The organism is Paenibacillus sp. SRL342 (genome assembly GCF_984798905.1).
Genome location: NZ_OZ481790.1, coordinates 1,209,023 through 1,229,157, shown reverse-complemented (window position 1 = coordinate 1,229,157; position 20,135 = coordinate 1,209,023). Strand labels below are relative to the sequence as shown.

The window sequence follows — 20,135 nt, the reverse complement described above, 5'->3', positions numbered from 1 at the left end:
GTGTGTAACCTGCCTATTTCAGAACCTTATCTTCACCCAACCATTGGGCGGAGATTTTAGCCGCTGTTCCGTCTGCATTCAGCTCATCCAGCGCTTTTTGTAGCTGATTCAGAAGCTCTTCATTTCCCTTTTTGATACCAATGCCATATTGTTCCGGTGCAAGAGATTCATCCAGCAGTTTGAATGTTCCCTCTTCTTTGGACATGTAGTATCTCGCTACCACTTCATCAATGATGACCGCATCCAGACGTTTTGTCTTCAGATCCGTCAGTGCAAGCACGTTATCCTTGAATTCGGAAGCTTTCACTTTATCCTTCAGAGGACTTGCTGCCAATGCATCTGCCGCGGAGGACAGCGCCTGCAATCCCACATTTTTGCCATCGAGTTCATCCAGCTTTGTGATTGGCGAGTCTGCCAAGGTAATAGCTACTTGGCTGTTTTCCAGATACGGCTTCGTGAAGAGCACTTTCTCTTTACGCTCATCCGTAATGGTGTACCCGTTCCAGATCATATCGATCCGGCCACTGTTCAGCTCTGATTCTTTGGAAGACCAGTCGATTGGCTGGAATGTGATTTCTTTACCCATTTTCTCCGCTGCAGCTCTTGCGTAATCAATATCAAAACCAACAATTTCATTTTGCTCGTCCCGGAAGCCCATTGGAGCAAACTTGTCATCAATTCCTACAACAATCGTGTTATCGTCTTTGCTTGCGGAACTGGAACAACCAGCCACAATCAATACACATATACTAATGAATAATAGTAGAATCGCTTTTTTTCTCATCTCTCGAACCCCTCCATGTCTATAACCAAAACCCAAACGCTTTAGTTCGTTACCACGTTATCAGAGATTTATAATAACATAGCATGGGAGAAGAGTCGAGTCTCTTGCCTATTTCCTTCTATTTCATGCAGCTTAATTGTCAACAATCTGTGAAAAAGCCTTTTTCACTTGTGCCGGTTCTACCAGCTTCTCGCGTACAGTCGAATTCCATAGCTCCAGGTTCTGAAGCTCCTTTAATTCCGTACCTGTCCATTGTTGGGCAGATTCACGACGTAAGGTATGGCTGGTATTCTCAAACTGGTAGACGATCTGCTCCAGATTATCAATCATAACAAAGTTCGCAACCGCATTATATACAAGTATCCGCTCAAGTTCCTCTGCATCCATCTCACGCGTATCCAAGCTATAATTCACTTGGACCGTGAACGTCTCCGGGTACAGTTGGTAACCATTCAATCTTTCACGTAAAGGTAAAGCCTGATTCAGATGACTAAGGTTTGAATTATCACCCATGTAGGGACTGCGATATTTGGCTAAAGCGGCAAAATCATGTGTCAGCGGATTCTGCTGCTCTTCCTCGTACCGAGCCTGTTTCGCCTCGATCTTCGGATTAACGTAGCCTTCAACAATCACTAAGCCAATGATGCCCAACACAACAAGTGTTATAATCCATATGTTTCTAATTCTCATAACGCATCACTCACTTCATACTTACTAACGATCCGATACGCCCGATGCACTACCAAAGGGATAATAACGCTTAGTAACGGGATGGCAAAGGCAATGACGATCACAGCAAACTGGTAGGGTCCATCCACCTGAATGGGTCGATTAAACCAGATGTTGCTTCCGAATCGCAACGCTGCCTGCGTTCCCCATAGTACGAGTATTAATGCCGCCCACAACCACCATATCCTGCGATTCCACTGCACTAAGGCAGGGATTCGAATAACCGTGGTTTTCACGGAAGTTGCAGAATCGTTCGTCTTGTTGATCAACAGATACAATACATACATGCCACCAACAATGAGACTCACGATCATAAGCAGATTGTTTATGGCGGAGCCTTGCATCAGCACTCTCATTGGAATGGTAATGATCCAGGCTATGAGGCTATAAATCAGAGCAGACTGCAACAACGCTGTCCAGTAAGGAACACGTTGTACCCTTCGATGGTCACTCATCACTTCATCCATACCAGCGATATGCTGAATGGCGGTCTGGAACGCCTTCTCTTCACTCATACCCTGCGAGATATAATCGTCAATCCGCGCAGCGAGATTGCTGTGAATCTCTTCTTTTAATTCTCGATTGTCTAATGTATCTTGTGCGTGAGCGAACAAACGATTCACATGACGAGTGATGCGAGCTTCCAATCTCATAGGTCTTCATCTCCTTTTTCTCCAGTGACAATCATGCAATCAATCAGTGCCTTGGCTGCTTGCCAAGCATGAACCTGCTCTCTATAGGCTTCAAGGCCTTGCGTTGTAATTCGGTAATATTTGCGTCGTCCTCCCTGCGTCTCTTCCCCCCAGTAGGACTCCACATATCCACTCTTCTCCAGCCTCTTCAAACTGGAATAAAGCGTAGGTTCCTTCAATTCAAACTGCTCTCCGCTCTTACGGTAGATCTCCTTAATAATGCTGTAACCATAGTTATCTGCGGGTATAAGTACACTCAGAATGATGGGGTCAATATTGCCCCGAATCAGATCACTGTTAATCACTTGCACATCCATCTACGAGTTTCACCGACTTTCTTCCGTCCTGTGTATACTATAAGACACATTACTATGTCTGTAAAGGTAATATGTATCACATGGTAAATATGCATCGCAAGAGTAACACTAGCAACATTCCTCTCTTGCAAATAAAATTCTTCAATACGATAAGAACATTGACCACATTGTTATTTCTTTCAACTTTGCTTATATTATCCGGCTGTAATCCTACTCCAAGTCATGGTACAAACAAAACTGCCTCACCCTCAACAACCAATGCAAATCAAGCCAAAACGGAATTAAAACAAAATCAGGAACTGCCTACACCAGTGATACAGACTGAAAGTGGCACTCCTATTCCTGCTATACAGGGCAGTTATTGCTGGGAAAGTATGTGTGCAGACTATGCAGGTCATATGGAACTGCTGGAAGGTCAAGTACCTGTCTCCGTGTTGGTAGGCGAGAATATATCTATTCATCTGGGTACAAATGTACCACCTGACGAGTTAACTCTTGTCGAATATGTAAATGGAGTGGCACGTCCCATCTCTTTGCGAGAAGGTTCATTCCAGTTAGCGCAGGAAAAAGGTACTCATTATTATGGAGCCTTTGCCCGCTGGACTTCCTCTCAAAATTCGCAGGTTTCCTTGGGTGATACCTCTTTTGCCTTTGTTATCCGTGGTGTCGAAAAAAAATAGAAATAAACAGGCCCCTCCAATTTTGGAGAGGCCCTTACACATTTTTATCTAATGCTGCACTTTCTCGCGATCTTTCCCTTTATCGGATTCACCCGCGTTTTTGTTGGCAGCATCGCGATCCTGTTTCATCTCTTCCACCGTTTTCACCTTAAGTCGTGCTGCACCTTCATATTCCTTTGTTGGAATAAGGTCGCCAGCAGCAAGTCTTGCTTCTGCAGCTACAATCGCATCCCCATACTGCGGCAACCACTGGGCCTGCGCAACTAGCATCTCATCGACCATCTGCCAGATCTCTTTCGGATTACACACGGCACCCACGAGCGGGTCCATCATGAACGCCTGACGAAGTAATTTGTCGTCTCCGTTCACCGCTGCTTCAACCGCAAGACGTTGCACGGAAATACTCACATTACATACCGCAGCCGGACCAAGTGGCAGATCGCCTACATGAGGCATGGAGATGCCGTTGCGGTCCACATATCCCGGTGCTTCAATAATCGCATCATCCGGCAGGTTCGAGATTACTCCATTATTAATGGTATTGAAATGTCCACGATAGACACGTCCCGTCTCCAGACCTTCGATAATATACGAACCGTGCTCCTCGCCCCGTTTTTCCGGAATGAATTGCATCGGTTCATCCTTCATCCAGTTAGGAAAATCAGTCTCAAACCAGTTGCGCCCCTCTGTACACACCCGCAGATAACCACCTGTCTCTCCGTTGATCCAATTGCCCAGGTCGATCCATTCGTTAATCTCTTCCGGACGTTTGCGGTACCACGGCACATATTCACTCAGGTGACCATTCGATTCTGTGCTGTAGTAACCGAAGCGGCGCAGCATATCGATCCGCACTTTCTCAGTGCGGCTGTACTCTGGATGTTTCTCGAAGGCTTCGAGCAGATCACCTGTAAGGTCTTTGCCCTCATGAGACGCTTGAATATACCAAGTCTGATGGTTGATGCCGGCACAGACAATATCCACTTCACTCTTTTTCAATCCAAAAGCTTCCGCAATCTGATGATGACCATGCTGTACGCCATGACACAGTCCAATCGTCCGCACACCACCATATTTGTTGCATACCCAAGTCAACATCGCCATCGGATTGGAATAGTTCAAGAGCAGCACGTCGGGTGCACTCTGTTCACGAATATCTTTACAGATGTCCAGCATCTCGGCGATTCCGCGTTGTCCATACATAATGCCGCCTGCACACAGCGTATCGCCGACACATTGATCTACCCCATACTTCAGTGGAATGTCCACATCGGTTGCAAATGCTTCCAGTCCCCCTACACGAATCGTACACAGTACATACTTCGCATCTTTTAACGCTTCTTTCCGATCTGTTGTCGGCTGAATCTGAATATTCAATCCATTCTCACGGATATCCCGCTGACACAGCTCAGTCACCATGTCCAGATTGTGTTGGTTAATATCGCAGAACGCAATTTCAATGTTGTTAAACTCTGGTACCGTGAGCAAATCCCTTAACAATCCCCGTGTAAATCCGATACTTCCTGCCCCGATAAACGCCACTTTAAACGACATCCCTATGTCCTCCCCTAATCCGAATCTTTCGCTTCGGTTAATGACTCTCTTCATGAAATCATTGTACCAACCGCAAATAGGGAAGCGTTATCAAAATCATGACCTGTTCATGATCTTGTTGTCAAAAATCCTAACTTAATCTTCTGACTCGATGAAACAGCCGTACCTCTGCTACAACTGACTGTAGCTAATGAGTTGAATACCTTGTTCTGTCACATATTCTTTCAACGCTGGATTCATCAATAAAGCAAGATCGTGCTCCCGTTCATCTACCAGAGATGAGATATTGCGTAATTCTTCATCTGCATATCCTGGATGTCCAGCAATTTCAACGATATATTCTGTATCCTTATACTGCTCCAGCACGCTGCGAAACCATGATTCCTGTAGAGAAGGCATAGCTGGATCACCACATAACCTATCTGTAGACCGAATACCTGCATCCGCCAGCTTCCCCTCAAACTGGCCAGATAAGAGGTCATCTCTTCTCATAGGAACGTTATACTCCCGAGCCAGTTCCATCACCAAATCAAGAATTTGCGTATCTTTAATACTCACCCCATGATGGGTATCCAGATGATTTAACTTCAATCCGGAAGCCAAAAACTTCTCGATTTGTGCCTTCAACTCCGTGCGCACTTCCCCAGGATCATAGGATGCAGGAATAAGCCCAGGTTTTCGATAGAAACGACCCGACTTGTCGACGATACTCTGAACTGCTGATGCTTCCAGCACCGGAGCCATGAATGTCAGATTCAAATGAACGCCCATAGCCGTGATGCCTGCTTCAAGAGCCATGACACTACTCTTCTCAAAATGTACCGAATTCACCAACGCCGAGGTATCTGTAATCAGACCCTGTTTCATCCCATGAAGGATGCCTTCGCTTACTCTCATGGTGATGCCATAATCATCTGCATTAACAATCAGCTTCATTTTGCTCCTCCCCTTCTCTGTATCCATTTATGATCGAACAGACAACAGCTCGTCTGTTGCAGCAACTGTCCCTTCTGACTGCAACGGCGTAATGACGCGGAATTGATCAGAGTTCGTTACAACAATCGGAGTCGTCAGTTTAAAGCCTTCGTTCCGGATCTGATCCAGATCAAATTCAATCAGTACCTCCCCCTTACGGATTCGGTCACCTTGCTGAACTTTCTGTGTAAAATACTTCCCTTTTAATCTCACCGTATCTATGCCGATATGCATGAGAATTTCGACGCCTTCATCCGAAGTAACCGCAATGGCATGTGCGCTTTTCATTGTTACAGAAACAACGCCGTCTACCGGGGACACCAGCTGACCTTTGGACGGAATGATCGCTACGCCTTTACCCATCGACTCTGAGGAAAACACGACATCCTCCACTTCACGAAGTGTAATAACAGTGCCTTCAAGCGGACTGGTAATCAAGCTTTCCATCGCTGCATTCGTGTGTACATCAGGAGCTTCAGTCCCCCGATCATTTTTCTTACTCTCGTAGCCAAACAGCACCACGCACAAGGCTCCGCCCGCAATGGCAGTCAATACACCAATAATGTAATACAACATCGGACTCTGAGCAGGCAGGGTGAACACATTAAGGAAGAAATTGAACACAACCAACTTCACGCCGAGATAACCCATCAGACCACCGCCAATGGCTCCAGCGGCCACCAGATAAATGAGTGTTTTGCGGTAACGCAGAATGATACCGTACAGAATTGGTTCAGTAACCCCTGACAAAATTGCAGAAAGGAAAGACGAGCCGCTTAAAGCCTTGAGATCTTTATCCTTTGTTTTCAGGAATACCCCGAGACCGATACCCATGGAAGCAGCTACCGATGTTGCCGCAAGGGGTGCAATGAGATCTCCCCCAGCGCTTAGGTTCCCCATAATAATAGGCACCGTCGCCCAGTGTAATCCAAGCAATACGAGAAAAGACCAGGTACCCCCAAGAATAGTCCCTGCGATGACAGAGTTGCTGTTAATCAGGAAATTAACAATATTTCCAATCCATTGGCCCACATATTGCCCGAATGGACCAATCAACATGGCTGTTAGTGGTACCATAATGACGAGTGACAGGAATGGAACTGCGAACAGCTGCACATTTTTGTGCATGATTTTCTTCAAAAACTTCTCCAAAACCGCATAGATGCTAACGGCGATAAACATCGGAAAGACCGACGAAGCATAGTTCATTAACGATACGGGTATCCCGAGAAAATGAGTGGTGCTTCCTGCTGCTGTCAAAGCCGTAAAATTCGGTTCCATCAATGCGGCCCCGATCGCCGCTGCCACATAAGAATTCACATTTAGAACTTTGGCAATCGTGATGCCGAGAAGAATCGGCAGGAAATAAAAGATCGAGTTCCCCGCCGCAGCCAATATAGCGTATGTTCCACTATCCACAGCGATCCAGCCTGCTCTTTCAAGAACAATTAACAGAGCCTTAACTAGCCCTGCTCCAGCAAATACCGGGATTAATGGCGTTAAACTACCCGATATCAGGCCAAAGATGGCTGAACGGATGCTCCTTTTTTCTTTCTCTGAGCTTCCATCGGACCCTGCTCCGTCGAATTCCCCTTCGGCAACGATATGTTTGTACACCTCGGAAACATCATTACCTACAACAACCTGAAATTGCCCACCGCTTTCAACAACCTTCAGGATGCCTGCTGTGTTTTCCAATATGTCTGCATCAGCCTTTCGGTTATCGTTCAAGACAAATCTTAAACGGGTAGCGCAGTGAGTCAGCGATTGAATGTTATCCTTTCCTCCAACGCGGTCTACAATGTTTTGTGCTAATTTGAGATGATCCATGTTGTTCCCCCCATACATTTGTTTAATTCCTACAGTTCACGTCTTGACTCCATCATTTCGAATAACATATTACGATGGCAAAATAAAAACCTGAACTGAAGCTCGTCTACTGACCTTAGTCAATACACAAGCCTCAATTCAGGTTTCGCCTGCCGAACAGTCACAATCCCTTAATATATAGTTGTATCAGTATTCCTTCATTCTTCCGTCAGATCCTGCTCACGGTTCGTGACCCGGTGAATGTGGATCATGAAATAAACCATTTCCTCATTCGTTGTTTTCTTCTCGTAATTAATCTCCAGGTAGTTTCTAATCTTTCTGGCGCACGCATACGATTCGGGGTACTTGTCCTTTACATGATCATACAAAGAATCTCTCTCTTCCGGAATCAACTCATCATGTAGAATTCTGTAAGCAAAATACCGCAGATGTGTGAGGAAACGGCTATAATTAATCGAGCTTTCGTCCAGTTTAATTCCAAAATGATATTTCACAATATTCGCCAAATCATTAACAATCTTTGTCATCTGATAGGTTTGTTTCATATCCTGTCCTCGCTGCTGTGCATTGACAAAATGTAGGGCAATGGAACCTGCCTCATCCTCCGGCAGTTTCACACCTGTTTTCTGTTCAATAATGTTCAGCGCATTCAGGGCAACTTCATACTCGGCTGCATAGAACTTTTTGATCTCCCACAGCAAAGCATTCTTGACAATAATGCCTTCTGGAAACCTTCTTATCGCGAAACTGATATGATCCGTCAGGGTGATGTAGATGTTATCACTGAATTTGAGGGCAAGCTGTTGTTCGGCGTATTCAATAATTTCATTCGATAACTCCAGATGTTCGGTTGGAATCTCACCAATCAGACCCATCAGTTTGTCAGATGTTGCTTTTTCAACCACAAACTTTTTCTCTACCTGCGAGAAATCAATCACATCACTGTTATGTTTGTTATACCCAATCCCTTTTCCCATCACGATCATTTCGTCCCCGTTATCATCCGTCAGTAAAATCACATTGTTATTAAAGATTTTCCTGATCTTCATCTGCATCACCCCCAACTCATCACACGCTCATCCCATTAATATTCCATTAGAACTTCAAAAAAATCTCCCATAAAAAAAACCTAAATTGAAGCAGCAACATGTACAACTCATGTCTACTACGAACAATTTAGGTATCGCCTGCCGAACAGTCACAATCCTGAATATATGAGATTAACCACTACATTATCGACGAATCTGTTACTTCTGAACAAAGGATATCATGAATACCCTTTCAGTTCAACATTTAGTTTCTACCATGCCTTGTCAGCCCCAGGTGTTGCGCCTACTCCGATTCCTCCGGGTAGCTCCACTCTATTCGCTCCATGGAACCCCTGTATTGAACAGGTGTCTTACCCGTATACTTTTTGAAAAGCATATGAAAATACTGCCGACTCCCCACACCAACATAGTCTGAAATTTCGGAGATGGGAATATTGGACTGTTGTAACAACATCTTGGCCTTTTCCATTCGAAGCATCGTCAGGTAGTCGGTAGGTGTGCGCTGCGTGTGCTGACGAAAAATACGATGTAAATAACCTGGATGCAGATTGACGGCTGCCGCGATATCCTTCATCTGAATGTTGCGATCCATATTGTGATGCATGAATTCAATGGTTCGTTTGACATACAACTCCGCCTGATCTGGCGCACTCCGGCTCATTTCTCCGCGCAGACGCGCAACACGGACCAGCAACTGGATAAACAGCGTACGCACCAGCATGCCCTGTTCCGGGGACGAGAGATTGCGCGCCTCGCGGTGATACAACCTTTCCTCTGGTGGAATGATCTTCATCGGCACAGTTGATCTTCCTTGCTCCAGTAGACCACGCTGATCGAGTTCCAACACCAGACTTTTCATAATGTGATACACCTCTTCCGGGTCAGGCAGTACCAGATATGGCGAAGCATTAGTGAGTAGAGTGTGAACTTCTTCCTCTTCCAGCGCAAGCTGGCGGATGGATAGCTGTCCGGGAGACGAGGTGGAGAAACCAAACTCCACATTGAGCATCCGGCAAGGGACACCATCTTCCACCAGCAAACGGTGCGGGACACCTGCGTCGAGCATAATGAACTGCCCTTTTTTCAAAACGGTCTGCTCCGAACTCCCATCCGACATCTGCACATCCACCCGGCACATTCCCGAAATAATATACATGATCTCTGTGGAATCATGATGGTGATAGGACATACGATAGTTGTCCCACTGCTTGTAATAGTACGCGTAGAAACGCGGCCCGCAGTCCTCTGTTCGCAATGCCTCCTGGTACAGGCTTCCTGTCCAACGCTTTCTGATGCTCATGTCCATGCCTCCATTCCTGCGACGATCGATCCTCAATTTTCTCCATTGTAACAATTCCGTAGGTTGAATATAAACTGTCTTCGTTAAAAGCTTTATTGCATTGTTAAATTAGATAAATATATAATTAGTATATCATCTAATTATCTGTGTAAATTATCTATACTTAAGGAGGTTTCCACGCATGAGTACCACCTATCATCTCGTGAGACATGGTCTCAAAGAACGACGAATCGGTGATGTCTCCCTCACTTCCGAAGGGGTCTTACAAGCCGAAGCCACGGCACTTCATTTTGCCAGAGCTACCTTTCCCGTTACTAAAATCCTTACCAGCCCACTTCGACGAGCCCAAGAAACCGCAAATATGATTGCCCGCCACACCCATTCCCATATAACCGAAGATCCTCGCCTGCGCGAACGTGCCAATTGGGGCGATTGCCCCGATCAGTCATTCGAAGAATTCATTGCAATGTGGGATCGATGTACGTCTGATCCAGATTACGTTCCAGCCGTGGGAGACTCGGCCAAACAGGCTGGTGAACGTCTGGCCTCCCTCCTAACCGCATTAGCTAATGAAGAGCCAGAGAACAGTAACATTATTGTGGTTGCACATGGTGGACTCATTACTGATTTTCTGGTGCAAACCTTTAGCGAGGGCGAGCTTAACGTCTGGCATTCCAATTTTATAGCTATGCAGAACCAATTGATCCCCGAGTGCTCCATCACCACATTGATCCATGATCAAGGTAAATACACCATTAAAGCATTCGCTTCTACCGTGCATCTAGACTCCAACGATGTAAAAAAATGACGTAACATGGATGGCTGAGCAAACGCCAAGCTTTATCCGCAGATCCTTATGTGAAAAAAGCTCTGAAACCCCATGTGCGAGACACATTGGGATTCCAGAGCTTTTAAGCTTCGATGCCAATTCTTAAAAATGCCAACGCTGCTTTACGTTACAGGCTCACATGTTGTAGTGCTATTGCTAGGCAGTGCTCATCCAGCCTGCTTACTTTCCGCCCTTACCTGGCGTGTAGAACTTAGGTAGCGTTACTTTGGACCAGTCCATATCCGATGCCATATAGAAGGACGGATAGGACGGCTGATTGTATCCACTGTTCTGTCCGGCAATGCCCACACGATACATCGCATCATGCATCAGCGTGTACAGCTTGCGGTCTGTCTTCTCGGTACTCAGATAGATACGAATCGCGGAACTGTCCGTGGTTCTCACCAGCATCTCTTCCCGCCAATCCCCTAAGATATCAGCTACAAGGGAAGGTGTACCTTTGGTGTGATTGTTGGTCAATGTGCCTGTTGCCGTCAGCAACGTGCCACGATTCCAGTCTTTGATTGTAGGTGTGACGTCGATGGCACCATCAACGATCTGTGTCGTCATATCACCAGCCCAACGGATATTCATATTCGTTCCCGGCATCTGATCACTGATTTTCTCACCCTTAGCTGTCCACAAGCCTACAGCCCATGTCTCCAGTCCACGACGAGTCGGATCAACATCCCCCACCATGCCGCGACCGGTATCTTTCCCTGTGTATCCACCGTAGATCACTTCTCCGGTCTTCGCATCACGCAGGGAATAGCCGTACGGCGCCCACGGGCCGCCCTCGTGAACCATGAAAATCTCAAGTCCCGGACGATCCGGGTCGATATCTGCCACATGAAGTGCGTCCCCATGACCCAGACGGGCAATGGTTCCCGGCGCAGCACTCTCGGCAGGCATCAGGTCTGTGGAGCTGTACAGCACGCTGCCGTCATGATCAATCGTAGCGGAGCCATAGATAATCTCCTGTTTGCCGTCTCCATCCACATCCGCCACACTGAAATAGTGCGCTCCCTGGGTTGTTATGGAGCCGTACTCTGGATCTGTACCATCTACGCCGTGTGGCCCGTCATTGAACGGGTTTTTCATCGGTGTCCAGCCGCTGTCCACTTTCCATTCCTTTTTCAACTTCTTGCCGTCCCAATTGTAGGCAACCATCGTCGAACGTGTATAATATCCGCGTGCAAAGATTGCAGACGGTTTCTTGCCATCCAGATAGGCCACTCCTGCCAGGAAACGGTCCACTCGATTCCCCGGTTCAATCCGTGCCATGGCATAATCGCCCCACATCAGACCATCATCATGACGCTCGGGTTCATATGGAATGGTCTCCAGCTCTTTGCCTGATTTTCCTTCAAATACCGTAACATACTCCGGTCCATCCACGATAAAACCTTCAAACTTGCGCAGCTCATTTCGGTTACTGCGTTCTACCGCATACACATCAATGAAGTAGTCGGCCAGGCTCTCGGCATCTTGCTGAGATAATGGGTAGTTATACTTTTTCTCCATTCCAAAAGCCTCTTCCAATGTCGCAGGCCAGTTGCCCTTCACAACCTCATCATGTTTATGCCAGTTCTTGAACATATCCACCACGTGATCGTAGTAACCATCCGCACTTAAACGATAATCATCTTCGTTCGAGTACCCTGCCTTGCGATCCTGCTTGGGAAGTGTGATGTACTTCTCGGAGGTTACTTTTCCTTTTTTGTTATATTTAATAATCTTTGTGCCCGGAGCGGTCTTAAACATCATCTCGGCTTTGCCATCCCCGTCAAAATCGTAAACGAGCATCTGTGTATAATGAGCACCTGCACGGATGTTGACCCCAAGGTCGATCCGGTACAACAATTGTCCGTCCAGGGTGTAAGCATCAATATAGGTTTTACCGGTGTACCCTTTTTGCGATACGTCCTTGGCGTTGGAAGGGTCCCATTTGACGAAAAACTCATATTGGCCATCCCCATCCACATCACCCACGCTCATGTCATTGGCGGAATACGTATAGGCTTCTCCTGCTGGCGTCACGCCATCAGCCGGTTTTTGCAGTGGAATGTCCACATATCCGTTCGCCCAAGGTTTGACGGATGCACTGCGTTTGCTTTCCTTGCCCTTCTTGTTCACCGCTGCCACTTCATAACGGGAAGACGATTTACCCGCGGCATCAACATAGTTGGTGCTGTCGGTGACGGTAGCGATCTTTTTGCCATCACGATAGACGTTGAAGTCCGTACCTGTCAGCCCGTTGTCGCTGTACCCTGTGGCCTCATCACCAAGCAATCTCCAACTGAGAAAAACACCTTCAGATGTCGATGCAGCCACCAAACCCCGATCCAGATATTCCAGTTGAATCTCTTTCACGTGACTGCCCCCCTTATGTGATTGCAGGCTGGCCTCCGGCGCCCCATTACCGTTCGAAGCTTCCGCTCCCGTAACGCCAGCTGTTCCTCCAATGAGCAAAGCTACGCTGAGTGCCGAAGAGAGCACCTTGGCTGCAAGTGGCATACGTGCCTTCCTGCGACCTGATTGTCGACCTGACACCGATCCCTTATGTACCGGCGCTGTTGTTCCTGAGTTCATCCACCTTCACGCTCCTTGAGACAGAATAGGTGACGCATATACACATTGATAATGATTGGACGTTCGATAATTCATAGAGGCCTTCTTCGAAAGAAGGTTTCAACCCGCAATGATTACGCTTACAAAATTAAAAAAGAGAAATCAGCTTGCCCGACTACCAGAGTACGGTCCCCCTTCCATTCTCTTTCCAATCCGAGCGAGGTGATCTCGCCCATCGGGTTCTATTATAGACATCCTGCTTACCAGACCCTAGGCAAATATCCGTCCAAAACGATCAATAATCAGTGTTTATAGGAGACATTTTGAAAAAAAGTACTTGCAACTGTGAGGGATAGCCGCTCCGGTTACGAATCGTTCTTATGATCGCTGTTATCTCCGGATTTTCTTCTATCCCTTTTCCAGATGACTCTTGTAATGCATAGCAAAAAACCGCGATCCTCTAACACACAGAGGATCGCGGTTAAGACAGTTACAAATAAAGTTTAAGGCTCAATGCCCCATACCAGGTTTCCACCTTGGTAGAGTGTTACCTTGTTCCAATCCTGATAGGATGTTTTCGTTGAATCGAAGGAGTAGTCATTCGTCTCGTCCAAGTTGGACCAGTCTGTTTTGTACATGCGAAGCTGGATGTCTCCAGTCTGTCCACCAGCCTGAATGCTGCCAGCGCCAGATGTGAAGCTCAGCTCCACATACGAATCTGTGAAGGTCCGCTGGATATTGGCTCCGCCAACTTGAGCGTAATCGATGGCAGAATCCATCGCAGCTGAGCCTTCTTTGGAGAAGTAATACCGGATCTTCAGATCACTCAGATTCACAGCAGTACTGCCCAGGTTTTTGATGTTGAAATACGGTTTGATCTGGCTATCTTGAGCATTGGTATCTCCAGCACGATATTGCACGACAAGATCACTGGTTGGTACAACGACACTTTGAGGTGTCGCGGAAGCTACAGCGGAATCGGCACTTTGCCCTGCAGCATTCACTGCACTTACCACATAATGATACGTTGTGCCGTTCGTCAGGGCAGTGTTGGTGTAGGACGTGCCACTCACATTCGTGGCGATCGTTGTGAACGGACCTGATGCACTCAGCGCGCGTTTCACATCATAACTTGTTGCACCTGTAGAAGCGGTCCACGTCAGGCTCACCTGTGCATTGCCTGCGGTTGCTGTGAGAGCAGTCGGTGCTGCTGGCGCCGTCACACCTGCAACGGGTGTAGCTGTTGCTGTTGCAGAGTTAACACTTTCACCTACTGCATTTGTTGCTGTTACCACATAATAATAGGTTGTACCATTGATCAGGCCGGTGTTGCTGTAAGACGTTCCACTTACATTAGCTGCAATTGTTGTGAATGGACCTGATGCACTCAGTGCCCGCTTCACACTATAACTTGTAGCCCCTGTGGAAGCAGTCCACGTCAAGGAGACTTGAGCGTTACCGGCAGAAGCTGTCAATGTTGCTGGTGCTGCCGGAGCTGTTGTTCCGCCCGGAGGGTTGCCTCCACCGTTACTTGCAGGCAGTACAGGGAATGCGTTTTTCACCAGTGCCACGAATTGATCATGGAACCAGTGGCCCGATACCGGGGCATTAGGCAATGCACCTGTTAATACACCATCCCGAGTTGTGAAGGTTGGATCACACATCCGGTCGAAACCTTTGCCTTCGTTATTCGGAATTTCGGAGCTGGAGCCATCGGATTCACCAGGAGGTTTCACCCATACATAAGCATCCAGATGCGCTGGTCCTGGTGCAGCCTTAGGTGCTTCACCAATACCTGCGCCACTGGCATTACACCAGTTCCCCCGATGCTCCCGGCGATCTACACGTCCGGAGTTCACATAATCGTTGATGTTGCTGCCCGTAGCAGATGCTGGACGGTCTACCCCGCCCCAGCCATTCCGGCTAGTATCAATCAGGAAACCTGTACTGCTTGGCCAGCCAGCTTGTACAAAATCGGCATACAGCGCAGCGGTGAAATCGGTTTCGTCAAAATAAGGATTCCACTCATAAAACTTGGCAGATTTAATCGGTTGTCCACCGATATTGAGATCAGGGTTAGACAGGTTCGGCTCCCCCAGCGGTGTGGTGTTTGCTGTATTCGTAATGAAGCCATCTGCACTGCTCAGACCTGCGGCTGTCCCTTGCACAACACTTGTGTACAGCGCGACTGCTGCAGAACGGTTGTTATCCCATCCAAGCCAGCCAGAGTGGCCGATATCCAGATAGTTGTACACATTGGGAATGGCGTGCAGCTTGTCCAATGCATACTTCACACCCGCCTCATAGATACCTGTTGAGCTGGCTTGACCACAAGCTGGTGTACTCAGATTGGTCACAAGATTAGGCAGACTGTCCGGTTCAATGACGGCAATAATACGAATATCCTGATACTTCGGATCTGCAAAGATATCTGCAATGACATCAATATAATCTGTTTTATATGTCTGCAGTGCTGCCTGTGTTAGTGGAAGTTCACCATTCGATGCGAGTGCATGACAATCCCGTCCAGGCAAGTTATAGATAACAAATGAAGCCGTTATAGGCGTACCCGGTTTCTTTTGAGCGAGAACGGCATCCAGATGTTGCTCTACACTTTTGCGACCAGCGTTGTCCGTCCCGCCATAGATTGCAGCAATCCGATCAACCCATACTGCGGTTGGGTACGATTTGACTGTCTCCATCTTGGCCTTCAACGATGAATCATTGGTCATCGCAATGGATGTATCCACGAGAGCTGAATAGTCCTCGTTCAGATAAGCGGTTGCCCCTACAAATGGATTATCCACATGTGCTTCAGCGGCCTGAGTCAAGCCTGGAGACAGTCCAGGGAAAATCCCCGCAGCGAGCAGCGTTGCTGCAAGCATTTGTTTTACACCTTTGCGCAGGATCTTCTTACCTCTCGATTTGGTTTTCAATTTAGTCTTCATAGTTCCACCTTTCCTTTAGTTAGATTGGGTTGTACTCATGTCTGATCCTCTGTGTCATTATGATGCTTCGCACGAAGAGAACGTTCGGATGAGTTGGTTGTATCACCTCCAAAAGAAATGGTTGTATAACTGGAATCTTGAGCAAACAAATAGTGTGTGAGGGCGAATCATGCGAATGAGTATAATATGGTGGGTGTGGTTGTACGTGTGTTAGACATGAAGAAGTGTGAAAAAAGACTTGTGGGATGTCTGATTCCTAAATCGGGTAAGCGCTTTCTTCAAGCAGTTAAAAAAAAGGTCTTCGCCTATCCATCTACAAACATGATGTTCGGTGTCACCTCCTTATGTTCTAATTATACGACATGTAAATATTACTGTAAATTGAATTATATAAATTTAATTATATTTTTTTCCATAATCCAGGCAGGAATCTGAACATCCCTTGCCCCTCACCACAGTAAAGGCTCATCATGGCCATATGCCACAATGAACCTTGTGTTTTTCAAGGTCGAATCGACCGCTCGTCTAGCTAGTCATTACATATAATGCCTTGTTCATAGTTTCCTACGTCTACGGTAAAACGACAATGTCTCCCGGTTTCAACCCACTAACCACTTCCGTCTTGTCCCCCGTTTCCATTCCAGCCTGGATCGTCAGCGGCTCGGTCTGTCCGTTCCCTTTGTCTAACAGTACGTAAGGCTCAGTCTGATCCCGCATGATCGCGAGACTGGACACTACCGTCACTTTATCCTTCCGCATTGTCTCGATATCGCCTTCCAGACTCACGCCTCCATACATTCTGGCGTCCGGCTTCAGATCAATGACCACGTCAAACTGTGAAGCTTGCTTGAGGTCCGTATCGGTACTCTTGCGGGCGAATTTGGATACCTTACTCACCTTCCCGGTGAATTGCAGGTCTTTCTGCGCTGTCATTCGCACCTTAACCGGCATTCCCACCTTGAGCCTGAACATTTCTTCCTCACCGACGATCGTCATAAATTTCAGTTTGCTGATATTTGTAATGGATCCGATCAGCTGTCCTTCCGTCACCGCACGTGTCTTGCTATCCTCTTCATTCATCTGAAATATACCGGAAGCGGAAGCATATACAACAGACTTACTTATCACTGCCTGCTTTTTCTGTATCTCCTTCTCCTTGAGAACCAATGCTTTTTGATTCAATTCATTCGTCAGGCGTTTGCCTTCCCGGTCTGCAAATGCCTTCTTGCGCTCCTCTTCCGTCACGCCAAGCGTCTCACTCATATTCGCCTGATCCAAGCTAACCTGATTCATCTTATTTTCCAGCTGGGCTTTCTCCAGATCACTCTGCAACTGTTCAACTTCTGTTTGCAACGTGGAAGTATCGAGGGTGAACAGGATATCGCCTTTGCTCACCTGCTCACCACTTTTCACGTTCCACTGCTTGATGTTGGAAGCATACGGAGCGAAGATATCCGTCTGATCGGTGTATACGGATTTCCCCTTCACCTGTATCGTTTGCGTCATCGTTTCCTGTGTCACATCAAAGGTAATCGGGGGTGGCATCTCTATAGGTGCCTCCGGTTTTGGCTTGTACTTTTCATATAACCAGTACCCCGCACCTGCCAAAAGTACAACGGTGATGATGATTTTAATCCATTTCTTCATGTGCCCTATTTCCCTTTCGCTGATAAAATTACATCGATTTGATCACAGTTAATGCATTGGTCCGAGATGCGCTGATTGCCGGATATATACCCGATACAATGCCAACCAGAACAGCAAAAACGATGCCCAGTGGCAGAGCCGACTGCTGAATAACGACGGTCATCGGACCATTCATCTGATCTGCCATCTGACTCGCCAGCAGACTGTTCACCCCGCCGAGGGCAGCAAAGGCAATCCCCACACCAGCCACACCGCCCATTAATCCAAGCATCGCTGCTTCCGTAATAAACATCTGGCGGATTTGCCACAGATTTGCGCCCAGCACCTTCATTACACCAATCTGCTTACGCCGTTGATGCGTAGACATAATCATTGCTACAATAATGGATAATGAGGCCAGCAGCATGATAAAACCACCGATGCCCAATGCCGCTTTTTGGTACATCGCCAATTGACCTGACATCGCTTCCTCCTGGAACAGATTGCTCTGTGTGTTTAACGTTAGCTTTTGGATCTGTTCTTCCACCTGAGATACATAGCGTTTATCCTCTACCTTGACCAAGGCCGAGTTAAGATGTTTGGCCGAACTATTGTCTGTCTGTTGCAATCCAAGCTCATCCTGCAATGCACGAGCTGTATCGAGTGGCAGATATACTTTTTTGTCACCCTGAGCAGTCATATCATCCATATTGGAGGGTTTCATTAGTTCTCCAGATACACGTATGGAGCCGCTCATTCTGGTTTTGCTTGCATTCACAAAGTCTTCATATCGAAATTGAACATGCTGCTGGACGAGCTGATCCTGCTTCGATGCAATCGCCATATACTCTTCCAAAAGCGCATTGTTGTATGGATCAGCATTCAACTGCTCGAATAACTTCTGAGTTACTTTCGGGTCTACGAGTCCGAATGCGGTCCCATAACTGGTCACCGCCATACGACCATCTTCCGCACCACGCCCCTCAGCATACTTGTATCCAAACCCACCCAGGGTCTCGAGCTGTGTACCAATGACTTCAACATAGGTACTGCGACCATCTGGAAGCACCATTTCCAGCGAATCCAGCTTTAACATGGGAGCCACGGCAACCACATGGGGGAGCCTTTGGATAATCTGGATCTTTTCCAACGTCAACGCGCCCCGTTCAAACTTCGATGTCTGACCGCTCCCCTTGCCGTTCCCTGTACGAATGCCTTCATTGGGCGTAATCGTAATCTCATCCATCTTGTAATTGTCGTTCAATGTTCTCTCGCTATAGGTCTGTACGGACTGCCCCACACTAAGTGCAATGATCATGGCGGCAGAGCCGATGGACAGCCCCATCATGCACAGCAGGGTGACCATTTTTCTGCGAATGATCTGTCCCCAGGCCATACGTGCTACATCCCGTATTCTCACATTTCCTCTCCTTTTGCCTCAAACTTTCCTTACAGCTTCTTCGACCAGTATCCCATGTTGCAGGGTAAGAACGACCTGCATCTGCTCGGCGACCTCTGCTTCATGTGTCACAATCACAAAGGTTGTATTCATATCCCGGTTAAGCTGCTGCAAAATCGCAATAATCTCTTCCTCCGTCTCGGTATCCAAATTTCCTGTCGGCTCATCTGCAAAGATAACCGAGGGTTCGGTAATGAGCGAGCGTGCAATACTGACACGTTGTTGTTGACCGCCCGACAACTGGGACGGGAATAAGCTTGCCTTTTCCCCCAGTCCAACCTGCTCCAACAGCTTCAATGCTTTTGCTTTGCGTTTCGAAGGGCTTACACCCATGAACACCAAGGGTAACTCTACATTTTCCCGGATCATAAGATTGGACAGCAGCTCATAGGATTGAAAAATAAACCCGATATGATTGCGCCTGAATTCCGCCAGGCGATTTTCACTGAAACGTACAATATCTTGTCCAGCAATTAGAATCTTGCCCTGATCCGGTTTCATCAGCCCCGCCATCAGATTAAGCAGTGTAGACTTGCCTGAACCCGAACTGCCCAGCAGGGCCACCATCTTGCCTTCTCCAATCGTCAGGTTGATATCTTGAAGAACCGGCACGGTTCCCTGGCCATTGCGGAACGAGTGGGATAATTGTTCAACTTGAAGCATTGCTACATGTCTTCCTTTCTACTTACTAAATATGTACAGAGGTTGTTACGTAAAGATTCGCGTCGCACATTCCCTTTTATTATAGGTTCGAGATGTATCCGGGCTGGCCGGAGTTGTATCCAACTTGTA

Annotated in this window: 16 protein-coding genes; 2 read left to right on the top strand and 14 right to left on the bottom strand. The window is 47.2% G+C overall.

The genetic code is table 11. The features are described 5' to 3' along the window. Positions 1-13 precede the first annotated feature (13 nt). From AC4E8D_RS05475 to AC4E8D_RS05460, 4 genes are all read right to left on the bottom strand, one after another. Entirely contained in the window at positions 14-784 is a 771-nt protein-coding gene (locus AC4E8D_RS05475; RefSeq protein ID WP_237176757.1) for an amino acid ABC transporter substrate-binding protein, read from the bottom strand. 132 nt (positions 785-916) lie between these two features. Further along, positions 917-1,474, bottom strand: coding sequence for a DUF4825 domain-containing protein (locus tag AC4E8D_RS05470; protein WP_339182411.1), 558 nt, complete (start codon positions 1,472-1,474; stop codon positions 917-919). After that, the gene (locus AC4E8D_RS05465) at positions 1,471-2,166 is read right to left on the bottom strand and encodes a permease prefix domain 1-containing protein (RefSeq protein WP_339182409.1); all 696 of its coding nucleotides are present in this window, start codon (positions 2,164-2,166) and stop codon (positions 1,471-1,473) included. Before AC4E8D_RS05465 ends, AC4E8D_RS05470 begins: the two co-directional genes overlap by 4 nt. Then, positions 2,163-2,522 (bottom strand): PadR family transcriptional regulator, encoded by a 360-nt coding sequence (locus AC4E8D_RS05460; protein ID WP_047841826.1) that lies wholly within the window; start codon positions 2,520-2,522, stop codon positions 2,163-2,165. Before AC4E8D_RS05460 ends, AC4E8D_RS05465 begins: the two co-directional genes overlap by 4 nt. Before the next feature lie 80 nt (positions 2,523-2,602). Here AC4E8D_RS05460 and AC4E8D_RS05455 point away from each other — a divergent pair, with 80 nt between their 5' ends. Continuing rightward, the gene (locus tag AC4E8D_RS05455; RefSeq protein ID WP_405131527.1) at positions 2,603-3,202 is read left to right on the top strand and encodes a hypothetical protein; all 600 of its coding nucleotides are present in this window, start codon (positions 2,603-2,605) and stop codon (positions 3,200-3,202) included. Between the two features lie 48 nt (positions 3,203-3,250). On the opposite strand, the gene AC4E8D_RS05450 is transcribed toward AC4E8D_RS05455, so the two are convergent. The 5 genes from AC4E8D_RS05450 to AC4E8D_RS05430 form a co-directional block, all read right to left on the bottom strand. Next, on the bottom strand, positions 3,251-4,756 hold the full coding sequence (locus AC4E8D_RS05450) for an alpha-glucosidase/alpha-galactosidase (protein WP_405131526.1): 1,506 nt from the start codon (positions 4,754-4,756) through the stop codon (positions 3,251-3,253). 171 nt (positions 4,757-4,927) lie between these two features. Further along, positions 4,928-5,692 (bottom strand): carbohydrate deacetylase, encoded by a 765-nt coding sequence (locus AC4E8D_RS05445; protein ID WP_221818943.1) that lies wholly within the window; start codon positions 5,690-5,692, stop codon positions 4,928-4,930. Between the two features lie 27 nt (positions 5,693-5,719). Continuing rightward, a complete protein-coding gene (locus AC4E8D_RS05440; RefSeq protein WP_221818942.1) occupies positions 5,720-7,561 on the bottom strand; it encodes a beta-glucoside-specific PTS transporter subunit IIABC in 1,842 nt (613 codons plus the stop codon). 197 nt (positions 7,562-7,758) lie between these two features. After that, positions 7,759-8,610, bottom strand: coding sequence for a BglG family transcription antiterminator LicT (licT, locus tag AC4E8D_RS05435; RefSeq protein WP_221818941.1), 852 nt, complete (start codon positions 8,608-8,610; stop codon positions 7,759-7,761). A 283-nt stretch (positions 8,611-8,893) separates the two neighbouring features. After that, positions 8,894-9,910 carry an AraC family transcriptional regulator gene (locus AC4E8D_RS05430; RefSeq protein ID WP_221818940.1) on the bottom strand — a complete coding sequence of 339 codons (1,017 nt, stop codon included), beginning with the start codon at positions 9,908-9,910 and terminating at the stop codon, positions 8,894-8,896. A 181-nt stretch (positions 9,911-10,091) separates the two neighbouring features. On the opposite strand from AC4E8D_RS05430, the gene AC4E8D_RS05425 reads away from it, so the two are divergent. Further along, a complete protein-coding gene (locus AC4E8D_RS05425) occupies positions 10,092-10,718 on the top strand; it encodes a histidine phosphatase family protein (RefSeq protein ID WP_490205948.1) in 627 nt (208 codons plus the stop codon). A 201-nt stretch (positions 10,719-10,919) separates the two neighbouring features. Here the strand turns inward: AC4E8D_RS05425 and AC4E8D_RS05420 are convergent, their stop codons facing one another. The 5 genes from AC4E8D_RS05420 to AC4E8D_RS05400 form a co-directional block, all read right to left on the bottom strand. Next, complete coding sequence (locus AC4E8D_RS05420; RefSeq protein WP_490206468.1) at positions 10,920-13,256, bottom strand: rhamnogalacturonan lyase; 2,337 nt, start codon at positions 13,254-13,256, stop codon at positions 10,920-10,922. Between the two features lie 557 nt (positions 13,257-13,813). Next, entirely contained in the window at positions 13,814-16,258 is a 2,445-nt protein-coding gene (locus AC4E8D_RS05415; RefSeq protein WP_490205947.1) for a glycoside hydrolase family 6 protein, read from the bottom strand. A gap of 570 nt (positions 16,259-16,828) precedes the next feature. Beyond that, on the bottom strand, positions 16,829-17,905 hold the full coding sequence (locus tag AC4E8D_RS05410; protein ID WP_339182398.1) for an efflux RND transporter periplasmic adaptor subunit: 1,077 nt from the start codon (positions 17,903-17,905) through the stop codon (positions 16,829-16,831). Positions 17,906-17,933: 28 nt separating this feature from the next. Further along, the gene (locus AC4E8D_RS05405) at positions 17,934-19,304 is read right to left on the bottom strand and encodes an ABC transporter permease (protein ID WP_221818936.1); all 1,371 of its coding nucleotides are present in this window, start codon (positions 19,302-19,304) and stop codon (positions 17,934-17,936) included. An 18-nt stretch (positions 19,305-19,322) separates the two neighbouring features. Next, complete coding sequence (locus tag AC4E8D_RS05400) at positions 19,323-20,006, bottom strand: ABC transporter ATP-binding protein (RefSeq protein ID WP_490205946.1); 684 nt, start codon at positions 20,004-20,006, stop codon at positions 19,323-19,325. Between the last annotated feature and the right edge of the window lie 129 nt (positions 20,007-20,135).

Coding starts and splice junctions, on each gene's coding strand:
- AC4E8D_RS05430 (WP_221818940.1), bottom strand. CDS start 9,910: ATGAGCATCAGAAAGCGTTGGACAGGAAGCCTGTACCAGGAGGCATTG.
- AC4E8D_RS05415 (WP_490205947.1), bottom strand. CDS start 16,258: ATGAAGACTAAATTGAAAACCAAATCGAGAGGTAAGAAGATCCTGCGC.
- AC4E8D_RS05420 (WP_490206468.1), bottom strand. CDS start 13,256: ATGCCACTTGCAGCCAAGGTGCTCTCTTCGGCACTCAGCGTAGCTTTG.
- AC4E8D_RS05450 (WP_405131526.1), bottom strand. CDS start 4,756: ATGTCGTTTAAAGTGGCGTTTATCGGGGCAGGAAGTATCGGATTTACA.
- AC4E8D_RS05455 (WP_405131527.1), top strand. CDS start 2,603: ATGGTAAATATGCATCGCAAGAGTAACACTAGCAACATTCCTCTCTTG.
- AC4E8D_RS05470 (WP_339182411.1), bottom strand. CDS start 1,474: ATGAGAATTAGAAACATATGGATTATAACACTTGTTGTGTTGGGCATC.
- AC4E8D_RS05440 (WP_221818942.1), bottom strand. CDS start 7,561: ATGGATCATCTCAAATTAGCACAAAACATTGTAGACCGCGTTGGAGGA.
- AC4E8D_RS05400 (WP_490205946.1), bottom strand. CDS start 20,006: ATGCTTCAAGTTGAACAATTATCCCACTCGTTCCGCAATGGCCAGGGA.
- AC4E8D_RS05445 (WP_221818943.1), bottom strand. CDS start 5,692: ATGAAGCTGATTGTTAATGCAGATGATTATGGCATCACCATGAGAGTA.
- AC4E8D_RS05410 (WP_339182398.1), bottom strand. CDS start 17,905: ATGAAGAAATGGATTAAAATCATCATCACCGTTGTACTTTTGGCAGGT.
- AC4E8D_RS05425 (WP_490205948.1), top strand. CDS start 10,092: ATGAGTACCACCTATCATCTCGTGAGACATGGTCTCAAAGAACGACGA.
- AC4E8D_RS05460 (WP_047841826.1), bottom strand. CDS start 2,522: ATGGATGTGCAAGTGATTAACAGTGATCTGATTCGGGGCAATATTGAC.
- AC4E8D_RS05465 (WP_339182409.1), bottom strand. CDS start 2,166: ATGAGATTGGAAGCTCGCATCACTCGTCATGTGAATCGTTTGTTCGCT.
- AC4E8D_RS05475 (WP_237176757.1), bottom strand. CDS start 784: ATGAGAAAAAAAGCGATTCTACTATTATTCATTAGTATATGTGTATTG.
- licT (WP_221818941.1), bottom strand. CDS start 8,610: ATGAAGATCAGGAAAATCTTTAATAACAATGTGATTTTACTGACGGAT.